General features: G+C 64.2%; 15 protein-coding genes and 2 pseudogenes. 7 read left to right on the top strand and 10 right to left on the bottom strand.

The annotated features are described in order from the left end of the window. Positions 1-5: 5 nt before the first annotated feature. Positions 6-806 (top strand): crotonase/enoyl-CoA hydratase family protein, encoded by an 801-nt coding sequence (locus ACFWAY_RS26875; RefSeq protein ID WP_378512814.1) that lies wholly within the window; start codon positions 6-8, stop codon positions 804-806. 112 nt (positions 807-918) lie between these two features. Here ACFWAY_RS26875 and ACFWAY_RS26870 read toward each other — a convergent pair whose 3' ends face one another. The 3 genes from ACFWAY_RS26870 to ACFWAY_RS26860 are packed head-to-tail and all read right to left on the bottom strand — an operon-like array spanning position 919 to position 4,330. Continuing rightward, the gene (locus ACFWAY_RS26870) at positions 919-1,947 is read right to left on the bottom strand and encodes an acyl-CoA dehydrogenase family protein (protein ID WP_378512813.1); all 1,029 of its coding nucleotides are present in this window, start codon (positions 1,945-1,947) and stop codon (positions 919-921) included. Then, positions 1,947-3,092, bottom strand: coding sequence for an acyl-CoA dehydrogenase family protein (locus ACFWAY_RS26865; RefSeq protein WP_378512812.1), 1,146 nt, complete (start codon positions 3,090-3,092; stop codon positions 1,947-1,949). Before ACFWAY_RS26865 ends, ACFWAY_RS26870 begins: the two co-directional genes overlap by 1 nt. A 14-nt stretch (positions 3,093-3,106) precedes the next feature. Next, positions 3,107-4,330 (bottom strand): CaiB/BaiF CoA transferase family protein, encoded by a 1,224-nt coding sequence (locus ACFWAY_RS26860; RefSeq protein ID WP_378512811.1) that lies wholly within the window; start codon positions 4,328-4,330, stop codon positions 3,107-3,109. Between the two features lie 152 nt (positions 4,331-4,482). Between ACFWAY_RS26860 and ACFWAY_RS26855 the strand changes: the two genes are divergently transcribed. Then, on the top strand, positions 4,483-5,238 hold the full coding sequence (locus ACFWAY_RS26855; protein WP_378512831.1) for an IclR family transcriptional regulator: 756 nt from the start codon (positions 4,483-4,485) through the stop codon (positions 5,236-5,238). Positions 5,239-5,262: 24 nt separating this feature from the next. Here ACFWAY_RS26855 and ACFWAY_RS26850 read toward each other — a convergent pair whose 3' ends face one another. Next, positions 5,263-6,195: an alpha/beta hydrolase gene (locus ACFWAY_RS26850; RefSeq protein WP_378512810.1), complete on the bottom strand. Its 933-nt coding sequence runs from the start codon at positions 6,193-6,195 to the stop codon at positions 5,263-5,265. A 229-nt stretch (positions 6,196-6,424) separates the two neighbouring features. Here ACFWAY_RS26850 and ACFWAY_RS26845 point away from each other — a divergent pair, with 229 nt between their 5' ends. The 3 genes from ACFWAY_RS26845 to nudC all read left to right on the top strand — a co-directional run bounded on the left by ACFWAY_RS26845 (position 6,425) and on the right by nudC (position 8,542). Continuing rightward, positions 6,425-7,168 (top strand): alpha/beta fold hydrolase, encoded by a 744-nt coding sequence (locus ACFWAY_RS26845; protein WP_378512809.1) that lies wholly within the window; start codon positions 6,425-6,427, stop codon positions 7,166-7,168. 71 nt (positions 7,169-7,239) lie between these two features. After that, the gene (locus ACFWAY_RS26840; protein WP_378512808.1) at positions 7,240-7,542 is read left to right on the top strand and encodes a Dabb family protein; all 303 of its coding nucleotides are present in this window, start codon (positions 7,240-7,242) and stop codon (positions 7,540-7,542) included. 73 nt (positions 7,543-7,615) lie between these two features. Beyond that, positions 7,616-8,542 (top strand): NAD(+) diphosphatase, encoded by a 927-nt coding sequence (gene nudC / locus ACFWAY_RS26835; RefSeq protein WP_378512807.1) that lies wholly within the window; start codon positions 7,616-7,618, stop codon positions 8,540-8,542. Positions 8,543-8,582: 40 nt separating this feature from the next. Here the strand turns inward: nudC and ACFWAY_RS26830 are convergent, their stop codons facing one another. After that, positions 8,583-10,325: a sigma-54-dependent Fis family transcriptional regulator gene (locus ACFWAY_RS26830; protein WP_378512806.1), complete on the bottom strand. Its 1,743-nt coding sequence runs from the start codon at positions 10,323-10,325 to the stop codon at positions 8,583-8,585. A gap of 287 nt (positions 10,326-10,612) precedes the next feature. Here ACFWAY_RS26830 and ACFWAY_RS26825 point away from each other — a divergent pair, with 287 nt between their 5' ends. Continuing rightward, positions 10,613-11,791 (top strand): hypothetical protein, encoded by a 1,179-nt coding sequence (locus ACFWAY_RS26825; protein WP_378512805.1) that lies wholly within the window; start codon positions 10,613-10,615, stop codon positions 11,789-11,791. A gap of 89 nt (positions 11,792-11,880) precedes the next feature. Further along, positions 11,881-12,213, top strand: a pseudogene (locus ACFWAY_RS26820) (hypothetical protein); the annotation flags it as partial. A gap of 269 nt (positions 12,214-12,482) precedes the next feature. Here ACFWAY_RS26820 and tkt read toward each other — a convergent pair. From tkt to gnd, 5 genes and pseudogenes are all read right to left on the bottom strand, one after another. Continuing rightward, complete coding sequence (gene tkt, locus ACFWAY_RS26815) at positions 12,483-14,648, bottom strand: transketolase (protein ID WP_378512804.1); 2,166 nt, start codon at positions 14,646-14,648, stop codon at positions 12,483-12,485. A 100-nt stretch (positions 14,649-14,748) separates the two neighbouring features. Beyond that, positions 14,749-15,595: pseudogene (locus tag ACFWAY_RS26810) on the bottom strand (3-hydroxybutyryl-CoA dehydrogenase). A gap of 266 nt (positions 15,596-15,861) precedes the next feature. After that, entirely contained in the window at positions 15,862-16,875 is a 1,014-nt protein-coding gene (gene fgd, locus ACFWAY_RS26805; protein WP_378512803.1) for a glucose-6-phosphate dehydrogenase (coenzyme-F420), read from the bottom strand. Positions 16,876-16,915: 40 nt separating this feature from the next. Continuing rightward, the gene (gene glpX, locus ACFWAY_RS26800; protein WP_378512802.1) at positions 16,916-17,917 is read right to left on the bottom strand and encodes a class II fructose-bisphosphatase; all 1,002 of its coding nucleotides are present in this window, start codon (positions 17,915-17,917) and stop codon (positions 16,916-16,918) included. Next, on the bottom strand, positions 17,914-18,864 hold the full coding sequence (gene gnd / locus ACFWAY_RS26795; RefSeq protein WP_378512830.1) for a phosphogluconate dehydrogenase (NAD(+)-dependent, decarboxylating): 951 nt from the start codon (positions 18,862-18,864) through the stop codon (positions 17,914-17,916). The genes glpX and gnd overlap by 4 nt, the downstream gene beginning before the upstream one ends. Between the last annotated feature and the right edge of the window lie 24 nt (positions 18,865-18,888).

The raw sequence follows: 18,888 nt of genomic DNA, 5'->3' as shown, positions 1-18,888 counted from the left end.
CACCCATGGATAGTCCAGTCCTCGTCCAACGCGACGGGTTCATCGAGACATGGACGATTAATCGACCCGCGCAGAGCAATCCTATTTCCGGGATGGAGGTAGTCGACGCATTGGTCGCCTGCGTCGAGGCCGTCAACGCCGACTACGGTGTGCGAGCTGTCATCGTCACCGGTGCCGGATCGACGTTTTCCGCCGGCGGCAACGTCAAGGACATGGCGAATCGTCGCGGATTGTTCGGGGGGAAGCCTCACGAACAACGGAATGGCTACAGAGCAGGGATACAACGGATTCCGCGGATCATGTACAACTGCGACGTGCCTCTCATCGCAGCAGTGAACGGCCCCGCAATCGGTGCCGGATGCGACCTCGCCCTCATGTGCGACCTCCGCATTGCCAGCGGAAACGCATTCTTTGCAGAGAGCTTCGTCAAGCTCGGAATAATCCCGGGTGACGGTGGCGCGTGGCTGCTACCCAAGGCCATCGGGATGGCGCGGGCGGCAGAGATGATCTTGACGGGCGACCGTGTCGACGCGGTCAAGGCACTCGAGTGGGGATTGGTCTCCAGTGTCGTTGCGCCGGAGAAGCTGCTCGACGAAGCTCGCACGCTCGCCGGCCGGGTGGCCGCCAATCCGCCACACTCGGTACGGATGGCCAAGAGGCTCCTCCGCGAGGGACAGCACCAAAGCCTCGACAGTCTCCTCGAATTATCCGCTGCCATGCAGGCGCTGGTTCAGCAGACGACCGATCACACGGAGGCAGTCAACGCCTTCATGGAGAAGAGAACCGCCACCTTCACCGGTGAGTGACGTGCCCGAGAACCGAAGAACTCCGTGGATGCGAATTGGATGCCTCCACGGAGTTCTTCTTTTCAGGTCTGCTCGCGAAACTGGTGCCTCTTCTGGTGGCGCCTGGGGCGCATCAGCGGGTGATAAGGCCCCAGAGATTGTCGCAACCTGCTTCGAGAGCGGCGGTAGTCAAGGTGTCGTCCCAGTAATGGACGGATCCGAATTCCGAGCGCCACGCCAGGGCGGGTTTGGTGAATTCGTGCAGCCTGTGTTCGCGGGTGGTGCCGATCGCACCGTGCACCTGGTGTGCGTTACGGACGACGACCGATGCCGCGTGTCCGGCACACGACCGGGCGACGGCAATGAGGAGTTCGAGGTTCTCACTCGACCACCGCGTGCGGACCGCCTCCGTCAGTGCTGCTTCGGTCGCTGTTCGGGCGAGGGAAGCTTCTGCTGCCATGTCAGCCACCAGGTTCTGCACGCCTTGAAACCTGGCCAGTGGGCGTCCGAATTGCACTCGCTCGGTGGTGTGGGCGACGGAGAGATCGAGGATGCGGTCGAGGGCGGCACACACCTGCAGCGCTCGGATGAGGGCGCCCCGCAGAAAAAGTTGTCGGATCACCGCGTCCGACACTGCGGTGCCCGACAATGCGATCGTGTCGGCGGAAACGACGTCGCGGGGTTCGTCGGCGAGGTTGGACCCGGAGGTGATGTCGAAAAGTGTTGTCTCGAGGTCGGCGACGACGTACGTGTCGTTGTTCCGCCAGACCGTGACGATCTTGTCTGCCTGGGACGCCCACGGCACGCCGCGGGCGACGCCTTTCTCGTCGAGTACGCATGCGGTGCGGCGCGCATTATCCATCGGTAGGCCGGCCTCTTCGAGGAGCCAACCGGCGAGCAGGTCGTGTTCGGCGAGAGGAACCCGGACCCCGTGCGATGCCGCGGCGCGCACGAGTTCCGCGGCCTCGTACCAGCCTGCGTCGCTGCCGCCGGTCTCTTCGCGGCCGGTCAGCCGGACAAGACCCAGTTCGTCGAGTTGTGCCCACAGCGAGGGATCGCACGTGGCCATACCGTACTCGGGCCCGTTCCGTTCCCGGCGATCGGAAAAGACCGCGGACATCATGTCGGTGAGGTCCGTGTCGACCGTGGTTGGTGCGTGCATCAGCGCATCCCCAATCCCCGCGCGATCACGCCGCGCAGAACTTCGTTGGTGCCGCCCCGGAGAGTAAATCCCGGGCGTTGGACGATGGCGTCCTCGAGCATCGAGGTGTACCGAGTAGGCGAAGATTCATCGGTGAGGAGGTCGGCAAAGTCGGCTACGTCGCCTTCGGTGGACGTCCCGAGGACCTTGACCACGGCGGCGGCGGTGTCGGCGGGTTCGTGGCGCTCGAGTGCGCCCGCCACTGCGGTCGACATCTGGTGCAGACCGGCGATCCGTCCGAGATACCGGCCCAGATTCGAATGCCGCGGTAAGATTCCCTGCTTCATCTGTTCGGCGGTCTTCGCGAGCAGGACGAACGTCGACAGGAATCGCTCCGGGCCGCTGCGTTCGAAGCTGAGTTCCGAGGTGACCTGCTGCCACCCGTTGTCGATGGTGCCGAAGACCATCTCGTCCTCGACGTGAACCTCGTCCAGGTGAACCTCGTTGAAGTGGTGCTGCCCGTTCATCGACACGATCGGCCGGATGTCGATTCCGGGGGCGTGCAGATCGACGATGAACTGGCTGAGGCCATCGTGTCGATGTGCCGGATCGAGTGGGGCGGTGCGGGCGAGGCAGATGAACGCGTCAGCGCGATGAGCGCCGGAGGTCCAGACCTTGGCTCCGGTAATGGACCACCCTCCGTCCACTCGGGTGGCCTTCGTGCGCACACTGGCCAAGTCGGACCCGGAATCCGGCTCGCTCATACCGATACCGAAATAGCATTCCCCGCGCGTGATGGCCGGTAAGAACTTGTGTTTCTGGACCTCGGTGCCGTACTTCAGCAGCGACGGGACGATCTGCCGGTCGGCGATCCAGTGGGCGGCGACAGGCGCGCCAGCGGCGAGGAGCTCCTCGGTGACGACGAACCGTTCGAGGTGGCGTCGACCGTGGCCGCCGTACTCGGCCGGCACGGTCATGCCGAGCCATCCGCGGGCGGCCAATGCACGTGTGAAGTCCTCGTCCCAGCCGGTCAACCAGGAGTCGACCTGTCGGCCGATCTTGCCTTCACTGAGTTGCTCGGCAAGAAACTCACGGACCTCGGTCCGCAAGTCGTCCATGGCGTGTGGGTCGCTGGAGACCGGGGGCACCAATCTGAGGTTGGTCATGATGGTTCTTCCATTCAGGAGGAGGTGGCCTGAGGCGACGTCGCCGTCACGACGGATGCATCGGCCAGCGCATGGACGCGGTCGGCGGAGTAACCGAGATCTTGGAGGATCGTGAAGGTGTCCTCACCGAGCAAGGGAGCGTGTCGGCTGAACGAAATCGGTGTGCGCGACATCGCGAACGGAGTGCGGGTGGCGTAATACTCGCCTTCGGTGGGGTGTACACGCTTGGTGATCAATTCCTGGTCCAGGACGTAGGCGTTCTCGTGTGCGTGGGCGAGATCGAGTAGGTCGGACGCGGGAATTCCCTGTGTCTGACACAAGTCCAACCATTCCCGCGTGGTCCGGCTCGGGACGGCCTCACGGATCGCCGAGAGAAGTTCATTCATGTGGGTGTGGCGGTCGTTCACTGAGGCGTAGCGAGGGTTGTTCACCAGGTCGCCGCGGCCGGCGATGATGAAGAAGTCGTTCCAGTTCTTCGCCGAGTACGGCATGATGCAGATCCAGCCGTCGGCCGTCTGGTGCGGGACTCGTTCCGGTGTCAGCACGCGCGCCCATCCGAAGTTCCCTTCCGCCGGGGCGAAGGTGTGGCCACCGAAGTGCTCGACGAGATTGAAGCCGATCATCGCGTCGACCATCGGCACGTCGACCTCCTGGCCGAGGCCGGTGCGGTTCTTCTCCATCGCGGCGGCGAGGACGGCGATGACGATGTAGAGACCGACGACCTTGTCGGCGATGACGTATGGGGCATAACGAGGTTCACCGTCGATGAGTTCCGTGAGTTTCGCGGCGCCGGACGCGGCTTGCACGATGTCGTCGTAGGCGGGGTAGTCCCGGAAGGCGGTCTCGGAGCCGTATGCCTGTGCGGTGCAGAGGATCAGTCCCGGATTGTTCTCCGAAAGCCGCTCATAGGTGATGCCCAACTTCTGCCGGGAGCGCGGCCGGAGATTCGTCACCAACACATCCGCGTTGCGCACCAGATCGTCGAGGATCTCGCGGCCCTCTGCGGAGGCGAGGTCGATCGCGATGCTGCGCTTGTTGCGCTGGAGGTTGAGTGTCAGAGCGCTCATGCCTTCATGGCGGCGGGCACCTACATCTCGGCTCATGTCACCGTCGAGACTCTCGACCTTGATGACGTCTGCGCCCATGTCGGCGAGGGTTGCGGTGGCGAAGGGACCCATGATCACGGTCGTCAGATCGATGACGCGCAGACCATGAAGAGCGCCGGGTGTGAGTTCCACTGAAACCTCTTTCGCTGCGACAGGAAGCACTTCAAGGACTATGTCAGCCCGAGCAATTTTCCGCAATAAAGGAGTTAATTGCAGATATAAGTAAGATAGAGTGGGTGGTGACCGCTCGGATGGAGCAGTGCCCGTAGGGAGAATGTGCCGTGATGCAATCAGATGACGCCCTCAATGTTCGAGGCCGCAGTCGCCATCGAACCGTGGACCGCATTGCCGCGATTCTCGAGCTCGTAGCCCGATCCCGCACCGGACTCACCTTGAGTGGGATGGCCAAAGAGCTTGACGCGCCGATTAGTTCGACGCAAGGTCTCGTCAACGGGCTCGTTGCGACGGGTTATCTCGAGGAGCACGAGCGACGGTACTCGCTCGGCAGTGCCCCGTATCTACTCAACCGCCTCGCTGGGCGGCAGCCCGTCTCGACGGTCACGCACGCCGACCTCGAAGACGTCCACGCGAGTTCCGGCTTGACGACCGTGCTGTCGATCGCCGTCGGTCCGAACATCTTCTACGTCGACTACTGCTCTTCCGACCCACGGTTCGCGTACCTCGCCGAGAACTACGTGAGGCGATCGCTCATCCGTACCTCCGGCGGCTGGATACTGCTTGCCGGGATGGAGAAGCGTGACCTCTGGGCGTACATCCAGACTCTGCCCGACGAGGATCGCGACACTGTCGAGCGGTTCTTCGCTGCCCTACCGGAGATCGAACAGACCGGAATCTGCGCCTCCCCCAACGAGTCGACCGACGGCGACGGTGTCTCGGTCGCGGTTCGCGAGAACGGCAAGACCGTCGCCGCCGTCGGTGTCATCGCACCACATACCGTGATCACGAAGGAGCGCGACAGGCTGGTCGCCCTCTTGGAGCAAGGTGCCCGTAGTTGGTCCGATCGCAGCGTACGACTGTAATGCTGTCGACCCGGGACACCGTGGTCAGTCGGCGAACTGCTTGCCGAGGAATTCGACGACGGCACCGTGCAGTTCAGCGCTGCGCGGAATGGCACCGGTCATCCAGTACACGGCATGGACAAGGCCTTCATACAGTTCGACCTGCACGGGGACGCCCTGGTCGGCCAGCCTCCGGCCGTAGTCCACGCCCTCGTCCCGAGTGACCTCGTATTCGTTGAGCAGCAGCAGGGTGGAGGGAAGCCCCGCCAGATCCGCGGCCTTGGCCGGGGAGGCGTATGGATTCTCGGCGTCTTCCGGGGTGGCCAGGTACTGCTCCCAGAACCAGTCGATGGCTGCCGTGGTGACCAGGTACCCCTCGGCGTTCTCCTCGCGCGACGGGAATCGTGCCGTGCCGTCGATGACCGGATAGATCAATACCTGAGCGCGCAGTGCCGGGGCGCCGGTGTCGCGTGCCCGGAGGGCTGTGACCGCGGCCAGGTTGCCTCCGGCGCTGTCACCCATGACGGCTACGCGCGTGCCGTCGCCACCGAAGTCGGCTGCGTGCTCGACCACCCAGTTCAGTGCGGCGAACGCATCGTCGGGTGCGGCAGGAAACTTGTGCTCGGGAGCCAGCCGGTAACTCAGTGCAGCCACGATGACCTTCGCGTCGGCGGCCAGCGCGCGACATGGCTGCTCGGTGACGTCGAGGCTGCCGGCGACCCAGCCACCGCCGTGGATGTACACCACGATCGGCAGAGGTGTTTCGGACTCCGGGATGTAGAGACGCACTGCCTGGTCGCCACCGGGGCCGGGGTAGACCGTGTCGACGACACGAGCGACGTCCGCCTTCGGTGCCTGAAGGTCGCCGAAGGACTCGACGACCTCACGGACTTCAGCAATGCTCATCTGCTCGAACGACTTCAGTCCCTGCTCGTACAGAGTGTCTATCAAATTCTTGACCGCAGGATCGAGTGCCATGGTGTTCTCCTTCATGTCATGAGCAAGTCTGTTCAGCCGGCAGGTGGAGCCACACTATGGGTGCGTTCGGCGCGGGGAGTGTCCGAAAATCACACACACATCCGCGCCCCCGGTATCACAGGCGTGTGTTTCACAATCGGACACACCGACGCCCTACCGCGGTTCTAGTTTCATTCGGAGAGATAACAGACGGCTGGAATTTCAGCGTCGCCGACAGAGAGGAACGGCAGTGAGCGCGATTGCAGCGATCGAAGGAAGCGGTGACCATCGGATCCTGGTGTTGCACGGCTGGGCGCTGGACAGCAGCGTATGGCTCACCGCCCGCGCCCGGACGGATCAGTCCCGCTTCACCTACGCGTACCTCGACTTTCCGGGATACGGGGTCAACCGTCCCGAAGCACCGGCCGACGGAATCGACGGGATGGCCGCGGTCGCCCTCGACGCCGCCGATCAGCTCGGATGGTCGACCTTTTCCGTTCTCGGACATTCGATGGGGGGCACCACAGCGCTTCGGGTGGCGACCCTCGCACCTGAACGCGTGACCTCGGTCGTCGCACTGACGCCCGTCTCCCCGGCAGGTACCCCTCTCGACGAAGCGACGTACGGTTCCTTCGTCGGGGCCTGGGCCGACCCGGGTGCAGCCATCCGTGGCGCGCTGGCACCACACATCGACGAGACAGATCTGAAGAACCTCGTCGACCGCAACCGCTCGACGATGGACCAGGCAACCTGGGAGTCCTACCTGAAGAACTGGACCAGTCCCGACTTCCTCGACCGGATGGGCATCTACGAAGGGCCTACCACCCTGATCGTGGGTGAGAGCGACCCGTTCGTCACCGCCGAGTACCTCGGGGACACGTTGGCGGCCTTGAAGAACGGGAACCTGAAGACCGTTCAGGGCAAAACCGGGCACTACCCCATGGTGGAGAACGCTCCGCAGACGGTGGCGTTGTCGGAGCAATCTCTGTACTGATTTGACCGGGAACGCAATCCGGGTTCCGACCATGCCGCGTTCGAATCACGAATCCAGGGAGGATTCTCACCATGTTGAATCACGTTGTGACGTTCAAATGGAAGCAAGACATCAGTGACGAGCACATTCAGTCCTTTCATGAAGCTCTGAGCGCAGTCTCGGAGAAGATTCCGGAGGTCGTGGAATACCGTTACGGAAGGGATCTGGCCCTCAAGCCCGGCAGCGGTGACTACGCAATCTCCGCGACCTTCGAAGACGTTCCCGACTTTCGCGCATACCTGGCACATCCCGATCATGTGCGCCTCGTCCAGGAATTCATTTCGGTGATGGCCGAATCGTATTCGTCCGTTCAGATCGAATTCGCCTCGCGATAGGCGCGACCGGACCGTCGTTCGTCGAACGACGGTCCGGTCGACAGTGTCGCTCGTTTCCGAAAGTTGTGATCCAGTGGTGAGTGTCGAACACACCGGGCATGCGCCGTCACGTGGTGCCCTGAGCCGTCCCGTCTCGGTGCGTGACGACGCGGCTGGGTGGGTGGAGGCGTGGCCGGATGCCCGAATACTTCGCGTGAACGGTCGCGGTCAGGTCCGGCTTGTCGACAGACAACTGATGCTGGAACCGGCCGCCGACCTCTACTCCGAGCCTCCCGCGCGCGCCGTGCTGCTCGGCGTCTGTGGCACGGTTCACGAGTGGGCGGTGCGGGACGAGTTCCTCGCTGACAATTCCTCTGCGGGAACCGAGGTCGAGGTCGGTGACCTGCGCTCACACGGAGCATTCCTCGATGCTGCTGACGCCGACCGGTATGTCACAGCGTTGGCATTGCTGACGTGGCAGGACGACGCCCATTTCTGCGCGCGGGATGGGGCGCCGACAACGATCACCTCGGGTGGTTGGATGCGCGTGTGCACGGCGTGCGGCCGGGAGGAATATCCTCGTACCGATCCCGCGATCATTTGTCTGGTGCACGACGGGGCAGACCGAGTACTGCTGGCGCGTCAGGCGAACTGGCCGGCACGGAACTTCTCGACGCTGGCGGGCTTCGTCGAGGCGGGTGAGTCTCTGGAAAGCTGCGTGGCACGGGAAGTTGCGGAGGAGGTCGGTCTCGTCGTCTCCGACGTGGTCTACGTCGGAAGTCAGCCCTGGCCCTTCCCACGCTCCCTCATGCTCGGATTCCATGCCACCGCCGATCCTCGCGACGAGCTCGTCTTCAGGGACGGCGAGATCGGCGAAGCTCTCTGGTGCACCCGCGCGGAGGTACGGGAGGCTCTCGCTGCCGGGGATTGGACGAGCTCGGCGGCTGCGCACGTGTTGTTGCCCGGCGCAGTCTCGATTGCCAGGCGCATGCTCGAGGCCTGGGCGCGAGCCGGTGATTGACGCTCTGTCTCGATCGGCACGGTCGCGTCATCGACTGGCACTACTGCGGAAGGAACCGGCTTCCGTCGATTCCCAGGGCGCGCATTTTGCGGTAGAGGGTGGAGCGAGCTACCCCCAGGCGTTGCGCAGCCAGTAGTTTGTTGCCGTCGGTCTCGACGAGTGCCCTGAGCAACGCGTCACGCTCCGCCAATTCGAGTGAGGTCGAGGCATTTCGGCGGCGTAGATCACCGTCGCGGTATCCGTCGGGCAGATGCTGCACTCCGATGTCGGAGCCCATCGACCGCAGGAGCGAGGACGCCAGAACCGATTCGAGCTCTCTGACATTTCCCGGCCAGTCCCGCGCGACCAGCAGTTGCAACGCAGTGGGTTGCAGTCGCAGGCCGTTGCGGTCCGGGGCGTGCTTACGTAGTAGGGCGACACTGATGTCGGCGATATCTTCGGACCGATGTCGCAGTGGATCGATCTCGATGCGGCGCATGAAGTGATCGCACAGTCGTCCGGCGGGGCCTTGGCGGATCCCTTCGCCGGCGGTGGCAATGATATGAGCGCGGTTGTCGACGGCGTCGCTGAGGATCGCGCAGACGTTGGAGACCAGTTGTTCCGGCAGGAGATCGAGATGCCGGATGATGAGGGCTCCGTCGACCTTGTTCCAATTGACCAGTCCGGCAATCCACGCGTCGGGGTCGACGGAGGCGGTACCAGCATCGAACACGGTGAAATGGCCGTCGGCATCCTGCATCCGGTGGAGGGCGCTCGCGGCGAAGAACTTGCCGGCGCCGGGTTCTCCGGTGACGAGCACAGGTGCGTCGATCGCGGCGAGCCGCTCGAGTTCGGTCTGCAGTCGTTTCGTCGACAAACTGCGGCCGGGGATCTTGACAGTCTCCGTGCGTCTTTCGACGGAGGAGGCCGACGCCAATTGACGGGCGGGCGACTTCTTCGTATCGCGGGGATGCTGCCGCATCTCGATGACGATGCCCGCCGGCGTTCGGGAGTCTCCGACTCTACGTGCAGTTGCGGAAACCGTGACGTTGTCGGCGAGCCTGACTTCCCCGATGTATTCGTCGCGGCCGGCCAGCATTCGGCATGCCCAATCCCACAAGAGCGCCTGGTCGGACGTGTCGATGATCTGCGCGGCCATCGGAGTGGTCATGATGACATCCTGATTCAAGGACACCACTGCAGAGGAGCCGCGTCGAGAGGCCTGCAGGAAGGACTGGAGAAGCAGTTGCTCGCGATCGGAGGACTCGGCGTAGAGGCGCGACTGAATCTCGCGAACGGCTGATTGCGCCAAGGCGCCCATCAGCGCGTTGGAGTCCGACAGGTTGGAGGTGATGTCGAGGATCCCCTCCACGGTGCGGGTGATCGGATGGATGATAGGGACACCGACGCACGCCAGGCTCTGCAGCGCCTCACGGAAGTGCTCACCACCGCTGACTTGGAACGGTCGTCGCTCCTCCAACGCGGTGCCGATCCCGTTGGTGCCGGTGTCCTCCTCGGCATAGCGGAAACCGGGTGCCACGTAGGCGCGGTCCAAACGCGCTCGCAACCCTGCGTCGCCCGCCCTGCGGTCGACGATCTGAGCGGCGGAATCGGCCAGCAGGATGGTCGCGGGGGCGTCCTGCAGGTGCAGGACGAGGTTGTCGATCACGGGATCGGCGGCTCTCCTCAACCGGCTGTCGCGATCCACGTCCGGCGTGTAGGGAAGGTCGCCATCGCCGGACGAGACGCCGATAACTTCACACCGCCGCCACGACGCCTCGATCTCGGGTCGGAGAGTGCTCAACTCCTGGCTCTCTCGTGATGGCGCTGATGTCCAGAATCGTTCACGTTCGTTCCCTGGCTCGCGGCCTGCCTTGTCGATACTCATAGCCACCTTACATAACTGGTCAGGGGATCTTCTGAGCGATCCCCCTTGCAATGTAACCTGGCTCACATCTGTGGCAGTGTCCCGTTTTGCTACAGCCCGCCCACTGTCCCGGACCCGGTGGGGATGACTGCAACGCTGCGCTCGCCACCATCGGAGACTGTGCTCGCCGGGTCTGCCGAGGTGGGCCGACCTGTGTTTTCCCGATGTTGTCGTCTGATGTCGGCTTTGTCGATCTTGCCCACCGCAGTCTTGGTCATCGACTCTCACGAAGCGATCGGGCAGCCAGAACCGGGAGGCCGGCAAACGTGTGGGGATCATCGGCACCGGGTCGAGCGGCGTTCAGGTCACCCAAGAGGCCGCCGCAGACGCCGAACAGATCACCATCTTCCAGCGGACGCCCAACCCTTGCGCTACCGATGCGGCAGCAACAGTTGACAGGCCAGCTCAAGGAGAAGCTGAAGGAAAACCTTCCCGAGCGATTTGCCCAGCGCCGGAGGTCGTTTGCCGGATTCGATATGGACTTCATCCAGAAGAGCGTGTTCGAAGTCTCGGACGAGGAGCGAGCTGACACCTACGAACAGATGTGGGCTACCGGCGGTTTCGAGCTATGGCTCGCCAACTATCAAGATGTCTTGCTCGATGAACACGCGAACCGCACCATGTACGACTTCTGGCGCAACAAGGTCCATCAGCGCGTCACCGATCCGGTCAAGGCCGAGAAGCTTGCCCCGAAGGATCCGCCCCATCCGTTCGGGACGAAGCGACCCTCGCTGGAGCAGAACTTCTATGATGTGGTGAACCAGGAAAACGTCGACATCCTCGACGTCAACAAGGATCCGATCGAGCGGATCACCCCGACGGGTGTCCATACCAAGTCCGGTCCACGCGAGTTCGACATCCTGGTGTTCGCCACAGGTTTCGACGCGAACCGCGGTGGCATCACGTCGATCGATATCCGAGGCACCAATGATCAACTCCTGAGCCACAAGTGGTCCGAGCGGCTCGATACCTTCATCAGACTCGCCACTGCAGGATTCCCCAACCTGATGTTCGTGTACGGCCCGCAGAGCCCTGCCGGATTCTGCAACGGGCCCACTTGCGCGGAGGTGCAAGGAGAGATCGTGGTCGACTTCCTGACTCACGTTCGCGACGGCGGATACCAGCGGTTCGAGACCAGCGAGGACGCAGAGCAATCACGGACGGCGCACGTGGAGGAAGTCTTCCACATGTCGCTCTTTCCGCGGGCCAAGTCTTGGTATCACGGGGCAAACATTCCCGGTAAGCCGAGCCAGATGTTCAACTACTCTGGCGGCCTTCCTTCCTACTTCGACCACTGGGAGGAAAACGTCGCGGCCGGGTACAAGGCATTCACACTGTCCTGATCACGCGCGTGAACGGCGGACAGGTCGACCAACAGCGGATCTCGCGGAAATCGTCGGGCGCAGGGTCCGGCGGCCCTCACATCCAGCCAATGAGTTCCGATGATGGCGGTCGTCGCGGTATCCGACCTGCTCGCCCTCGACGCCCGCGAGCCGCCGGCCTGACGACCGTCCGGCGGCCGCTCGTCGACAATGGCCCCAAAGCGGCGCAACTGCTGCTCGAGCTTGTGTATGCCGAGCTCGAGCGCCGCGGTTTGTCGGCGGAGAACGCGATCTTCGGGATGGGTGGCGGGCTGTTGCAGCACTGCAACCGGGACACGATGAACTTCGGGCAGAAGGCGTCGGCGGTGTGTGTCAATGGTGAGTGGCGGGGCATTGCGAAGGCGCCGACCGGGGATGCGATGAAGGCGTCCAAGCGTGGCCGTCTCGGGTTGCGACTGTCGCAGGGTGAGTATCAGACGGTGCCGCGGGAGTCGATCTCGCCGGAGGAGAACATCCTGCAGCCGGTGTTCCGTGACGGCAAGTTGCTGCGGAAGTGGGATTTCTGCGAGCTGATCGAGCGTAGTGAGCGGGAGGTGCCGGAGAGCTATTACGCCGAGGCCATCGCACCCGTGCGTGAAGGTGCCAGTCCGCCGCAATTGTTCGCGGGCATACGGATTGCCGGTTCGTGTATGGCCAGGCATTGTGTGCGTAGTCAGTTCGCTCTGGCAACTGCGGTGAACCTGCTCGTGGGCGGAGGCGGAGCGTGCAGAGAGCGCTTGGCGTGTGCGAGTGAGCGCTGTGCGGCGGCGGTGACGGCTTCGGCGGTGAAGCCGAACTCGCGGAACAGGGTCTTGTAGTCGGCGGACGCGCCGAAGTGCTCGATGGAGACGATTTCGCCTGCGTCGCCGACGAAGCGGTACCAGGGCATCGAGATGCCGGCCTCGACGGAGACCCGCGCCTTGACCGTCGGGGGGAGGACGCTGTCACGGTAGGCCTGGTCCTGGGCGTCGAACCATTCGACGCAGGGCATGGACACGACCCGGGTGGGGATGCCGTCGGCCTCGAGGGTCTCGCGGGCGGCGACGGCGAGCTGCAGCTCGGATCCGGTGCCGATGAGCACGACCTCCGGTGCCCCGGTGGAGGCGTCGGCGAGGACGTAGCCGCCGCGGGAGACACCCTCGTAGCTGGTGCCCTCGAGGACGGGCAGGTCCTGGCGGGTCAGGGCGAGGCCGGCGGGAGCGCGGGTGGCCTCGTCGGCGCCCTTCTCGAGGACGGCGCGCCAGGCGTGGGCGGTCTCGTTGGCGTCACCGGGCCGCACGACGTACAGGCCGGGGATCGCGCGCAGCGCGGCGAGGTGCTCGATCGGCTGGTGGGTGGGCCCGTCCTCGCCGAGTCCGATGGAGTCGTGCGTCCACACGTAGGTGACTGGGGTCTTCATGATCGCGGCGAGCCGCACGGCGGGACGCATGTAGTCGCTGAAGACGAGGAAGGTGCCGCCGTACGGGCGGGTCGGTCCGTGCAGCGCAATGCCGTTGAGGATCGAGCCCATGGCGTGCTCGCGGACCCCGAAGTGCAGGGTGCGGCCGTACGGCTGGGCCGTCCACATCCGGGTGGAGATGGTTTCGGGACCGAAGGAGTCGGCGCCCTTGATCGTGGTGTTGTTGCTCTCGGCGAGGTCGGCGGAGCCGCCCCACAGTTCGGGGAGCACCGGTCCGACGGCGTTGAGGACGGCGGCGGACGCCTTGCGGGTCGCGACGCCCTTGGGATCCGGCTCCCAGGTGGGGAGGACGTCGGCCCAGCCGGCGGGAAGGTCGCGGCCGATCAGACGGTCGAGCAGCTTCTTACCCTCCGGGGCGCGCTGCGTCCACTCGTCGTATTGGGCCTGCCATTCCTTGTGTGCTTGCGCGCCGCGCTCGCCGACCTTGCGGGTGTGGGCGATGACCTCGTCGGCGACCTCGAACGTCTGGTCCGGATCGAAGCCGAGAGCCTTCTTCACGGCCGCGACCTCGTCGGCACCGAGGGCGGCGCCGTGCGCCGCGCCCGTGTTCATCTTGGTCGGTGCGGGGAAGCCGATGATCGTGCGGAGCAGGATCAGCGACGGCTTGTCGGTGACCTCGCGGGCCTTGTTCAGTGCCTCTTCGATGGCGACGACGTTCTCGCCACCCTCGACGATCTGCACATGCCAGCCGTACGCCTCGTAGCGGGCGGCGGTGTCCTCGGACAGCGCGATGGCGGTGTCGTCCTCGATGGAGATCTCGTTGTCGTCGTAGATCAGCGTCAGGTTGCCGAGCTGCTGGACGCCGGCGATGGAGGAGGCTTCGGAGGTGACGCCCTCCTCGATGTCCCCGTCGGAGGCGATCACGTAGATGTGATGGTCGAACGGGCTGTCGCCGAGCGCGGGCTCGGGGTCGAAGAGGCCGCGTTCGCGGCGGGCGGCCATGGCCATGCCGACGGCGGAGGCGAGGCCCTGCCCGAGCGGCCCGGTGGTGATCTCGACACCGCGGGTGTGGCCGTGCTCGGGGTGGCCGGGGGTCTTCGAGCCCCAGGTGCGCAGCGCTTCAAGGTCTTCGAGTTCGAGCCCGTAGCCGGCAAGGTACAACTGGATGTAGAGGGTGAGACTGGAGTGCCCGCAGGACAGGACGAACCGGTCGCGACCGATCCAGTCGGCGTCGGTGGGATCGTGCCGCATGACGCGCTGGAAGAGGGTGTAGGCGAGGGGGGCGAGGCTCATGGCCGTGCCGGGGTGGCCGTTACCCACCTTCTGCACCGCGTCCGCGGCGAGCACCCGGATGGTGTCGACGGCCTTGGTGTCCAGTTCGGTCCAGTCGGCGGGGTGAACCGGTTGCGTGAGAACGTGGATGTCGTCTGTGATCGACACGGGCAGAAGTCTCCTATTGCGGGGTGGGGAATATGGGCACTCGATTGCTGCCGGTGCCGGGACTGATTCTGGCCGCCCATTTCTCGACGGGCGGTCTGGACTATGGGTAGGAGTAGAACCCCTGGCCCGTCTTCTTACCGAGACGACCGGCATCGACCATGCGCTGTAACAACGGCGGCGGGCTGTGCTGTTGCTCCCGGAATTCAGCGTGCAGCGATTCGGTGATCGCGAGGACGACATCGAGGACGATTCTGTCGCACAGTGTCAGAGGTCCGAGAGGATGGGCACAGCCACTGGTCATGCCTTCGTCGATATCTTCCCGGCTGGCGAATCCGGATTCGAGCATCCTGATCGCATTGACCAGGTACGGAATCAGCAAGGCGTTGACGACGAAACCTGCCCGGTCCCCCGCGCGGATGGTCCTTTTCCCCAGCCGCTCTTGTACGTAGGTAGTGACGTGGTCGACCACGTATTCTGCGGTGGTGAGACTGACGACGATCTCGACGAGCGGCAGGACGGGCACTGGGTTGAAGAAGTGGACGCCGATCACCCGCCCGGGGTTTCGGGTGGCGTTTGCGAGCCGGATGACCGGAATGGCGGAGGTATTTGTTGCCAGAATTGCCGATGGACTGACGGTCGTCGAGCGTGCGGCAGAGGTCGAGCTTCACGGCTTCGATCTCGGGAGCGGCTTCGATCACGAGGTTGCGGTCCGCGAAGTCTTCGATACCGAGTGTGACGTTGATTCTCGCGAAGATGTCCGCCGAGGCGTTGTTGTCGAGTCGTCCCGACTTGACGGCACGGGCGAGGGAGGACTGGATACGGTCCGTTGCGGCCGTGGCCGAGGTGATGTCGCGTTCGAGGATGGTCACTGAATCACCGGCTCGTGCGACTACTTCCGCCATCCCTGCGCCCATTGTCCCGCCGCCGATGACGCCGACTCTCTTCACGTGATCTCCCTGGTCTTCAGGCTGGTCGAGCGACTGGATCGGCTCTGGCGCATAGGTATGGGTGTCGGTGAAAAAGTCGTACAGCGGCGCACCAGGCCTTGGCGACGTACGGCCCGGGTGAGTGGTTGGGAAGCAAATTCCAACCACTCTGTAGGGCCGAACACCTGGTGCGCCGCCGACGGTCATCGCACTGTCCATGGCTGGACGGGTGCGGTGACGGTCACCGCGGTGTCTGGCTGGACGGTGCGGTGACGGGCTGGGGTGAGTTAGCCGAGCCCCCGCAGCCGGGGTGCCAGGTCACGTTCGAACAACTCGAGGAAGCGCTTCTGATCGTGACCGGGAGCGTGGAAAACCAGGTGGTTCAGCCCTGCGTCGATGTAGGGCTTGATCGCCTCGACCACTTCGTCCGGGTCGGCGCCCACGATCCACCGCTTCGCGACCTGCTCGATGGGGAGCGCATCCGCGGCGGCCTCCATCTCGATCGGGTCGGTGATGTCATGTTTCTGCTCGGGTGTCAGGGACAGCGGCGCCCAGAATCGGGTATTCTCCAGTGCCTGTGCGGGATCGGTGTCGTAGGAAATCTTGATCTCGATCAGACGATCGATGTCCTCGACCTTCCGTTCGGCTTTCTGCGCACCCTCGGCGACGGCTGGCATCAACTTGTCGTTGTAGAGCTCCATGCCTTTACCGGAGGTGCAGATGAATCCGTCACCCGCACGGCCGGCGTAGCGGGCGACGACCGGACCGCCTGCCGCGATGTACACCGGAATGCCCTCTATGGGTGCGTCATAGATCGAGGCGCCGGTGGTGCGGTAGTACTGACCTTCGAAGTCGACCCGGCCGCCCTTCCATAGTTCGCGCATGAGTTGCACGGATTCGCGCAGGCGGGCAAAGCGTTCCTTGAAGTCGGGCCAATCGCCTTCGAACCCGGTCGCGATTTCGTTGAGTGCTTCACCGGTGCCGACCCCGAGCATCACCCGTCCGGGGTAGAGCAGTCCCATCGTGGCGAATGCCTGCGCGATGACGGCGGGGTTGTACCGGAATGTCGGTGTCAGAACCGAGGTGCCGAGCTGGATCCTTGTGGTGCGCTCACCGACTGCTGTCATCCACGCCAGGGAGAACGGGGCGTGGCCACCCTTGTGCCGCCACGGCTGGAAGTGGTCGCTCACCATGGCGCTGTCGAGTCCATGACTTTCGGCGAGCACTGAGAGTTCGACCAGTTCACGTGGGCCGAACTGTTCCGCCGACGCCTTGTACCCGAGCTTGAGTTCTGCGGTCATGTGCGTTTCCTGCTTTTCTGTGTGTGTACGAAGTGGGTCGTCAGCCGTGGAAGTTCACCGCGGAGTACTCACGGAGTTTGTTCAGACTGTGTCGTCCGTCGATCATCCGGACCGTGCCGGACTTGGATCGCATGACGATCGACTGGGTGGAGGCTCCGCCGGCGGCGTATCGCACCCCGCGGAGCAGGTCACCGTCGGTGACACCCGTCGCGCAGAAGAACACGTTGTCTCCGGAAACGAGATCCTCGGTATGAAGCACCCGGTCGAGGTCGTGGCCCGCGTCGATCGCTCGCCGGCGTTCGGCATCGTTGGTGGGTGCGAGCCGGCCCTGGATCGCGCCTCCCATGCATCGCAGGGCCGCTGCTGCGATCACGCCCTCGGGTGTGCCGCCGATCCCCAGCAGCATGTCCGGTGCCGAACGTGGATCCGCGGCTGCGATGGTGCCGGCGACATCGCCGTCCGCCAGCAGTTGGACCCTGGCTCCGGCGTCTCGCACGGTATTGATGAGGTCGCCGTGGCGGAGCCGGTCGAGTACGGCCACTGTCACGTCCGAGACCGACGACTTCTTCGCTCGTGCCACCCGTCGGATGTTCTCGTGGACCGGCGCGGTGATGTCGATGACGTCGGCGGCATCGGGACCGACCGCGATCTTCTCCATGTAGAACACCGCAGACGGATCGAACATCGTTCCGCGCTCGGACACCGCGAGCACGGCGATGGCATTGGACATTCCCTTGGACATCATCGTCGTGCCGTCCACCGGGTCGACCGCGACATCGCACTCGGGACCGTCGCCGGTGCCGACGCACTCGCCGTTGTAGAGCATGGGGGCGTTGTCTTTCTCGCCTTCGCCGATCACGACGACTCCGCGCATGGTCACGGAATTGATGAGCTGCCGAATTGCGTCGACTGCGGCGCCGTCGCCGCCGATCTTGTCGCCCCGTCCCACCCAGCGTCCGGCCGCCATCGCGGCTGCTTCCGTCACGCGGACCAGTTCGAGGGCGAGATTGCGGTCCGGCTTCTCCCGGCGGCTCACGGTCATCGGGCCGCTACCTTCACCTGATCGAGTGCAGCGTCTTCGCTGCTCGTGGAGTGTCCACCGAATTGTTTCCGCAGGGCGGAGACCGCCTTCATCGACGGTGAGGTTTCCTGCCTGCTGGCGAACCGGGCGAAGAGTGCAGCCGAGATGACCGGTACCGGAACGGCATTGCGGATGGCCTCTTCGACGGTCCACCGGCCTTCTCCGGAGTCTTGGGTCCAGCCGGAGATCCCGGACAGCTCGGGATCGTCTTTGAGGGCGCGCACGAGGAGGTCGAGGAGCCATGATCGCACCACGGTGCCACGGCTCCAGGCTTCGATCACTGCCGGGACGTTCTCGACGAGTTCCGTGGCCTCGAGCAGCTCGAAGCCCTCCGCGTACGCCTGCATCAGGCCGTACTCGATCCCGTTGTGCACCATCTTTGAATAATGTCCTGCTCCAACGGGTCCCGCGTGTACGAAGCCTTCACTGCGCGGGCCTTCGGGGCGGAGGGCGTCGAAGAGCGGCATCGCCCTGTCGACGTGCTCCTCGGATCCGCCCACCATCAATGCGTAGCCGTTCTCGAGACCCCAGATTCCGCCGGACACACCGCAGTCGAGGTACCCGACCCCTCGCGCGTCGAGGGCTTTCGCGTGGTGGATGTCGTCGCTGAAGCGGGAGTTGCCTCCTTCGATGACGAGGTCGCCCGGAGAAAGCGCCCGTGACAGGTGCGTGATCGTCTCCTGCGTCGGCACACCCGCCGGCACCATCACCCAGACGATGCGCGGTGAGGGGAGTGCTTCGACGAGCGCGTCGATGGACGACACGTCGGAGCTGTTGACGTGTGGGTCGTAACCGAGGACTTCGGTGCCCGAACGGCGGAGCCGTTCGCGCATGTTGAAGCCCATCTTTCCCAGCCCGATAAGCCCGATCTGCATAGCGTGGAGCCTTTCCGAATCGACAGAGCACAACCGGTGTGGGAGGCCGAGCCCCGT

Source organism: Rhodococcus sp. NPDC059968 (genome assembly GCF_042738615.1).
Classification (GTDB): domain Bacteria; phylum Actinomycetota; class Actinomycetes; order Mycobacteriales; family Mycobacteriaceae; genus Rhodococcus_F.
Note: the sequence above shows the minus strand (reverse complement) of the source record. Positions and strands in the feature narration are given on the sequence as shown.